Annotated in this window: 1 pseudogene; it reads left to right on the top strand. The window is 51.1% G+C overall.

From position 1 onward, the window contains the following. Nucleotides 1–96: 96 nt before the first annotated feature. Nucleotides 97–477: pseudogene (locus tag AO268_RS05470) on the top strand (transposase); the annotation flags it as partial. Nucleotides 478–567: the final 90 nt, after the last annotated feature.

The raw sequence follows: 567 nt of genomic DNA, 5'->3' as shown, positions 1-567 counted from the left end.
CTCGGCGTCGGCGAAGGTCATCTGCTTCATCGGGAAACTCGGTGGGTGGGGTCGCGGTATTTTGCCAAATCAGAAAGTCTTTTTCAGAGTTTCCCTAGAGCTGTTGAGCTCGGTATACAGCGCAAGAGCATCTATCGGCTTCTGTACCGTTACTGGATCAACGGCCAAGTTCGAAATGCGCTCTTGAAAAACTATGCGGGCGTCGGAGTTCCTGAGCGCAAGTATGATCCCGCAAAGCCCCCGGGTAGGAAGCCAAGGTATCAAGGTATTGCCGTTTCACCGACCAAGGTTATCGATGCAGTGGATAAGCGCTGTATCCGTATCGGCTACTCGTTATTTGTCGGGGATAAGACTTCTACGATAACCAACGCCTATGTTGAGATGCTCAGGAGGTTCTATACCGCGAAAGACCTGTCGAAAAATCCAGAATCAGGCGGTCGTTTGCTACCCGAATCGGAAATTCCTTCCTTTAGGGAAACTCTGAAAAAGACTTTCTGATTTGGCAAAATACCGCGACCCCACCCACCGAGTTTCCCGATGAAGCAGATGACCTTCGCCGACGCCGAG

This window comes from Pseudomonas sp. ICMP 8385, assembly GCF_002699915.1.
In the GTDB taxonomy this organism is placed as follows: domain Bacteria; phylum Pseudomonadota; class Gammaproteobacteria; order Pseudomonadales; family Pseudomonadaceae; genus Aquipseudomonas; species Aquipseudomonas gessardii.
Note: the sequence above shows the minus strand (reverse complement) of the source record. Positions and strands in the feature narration are given on the sequence as shown.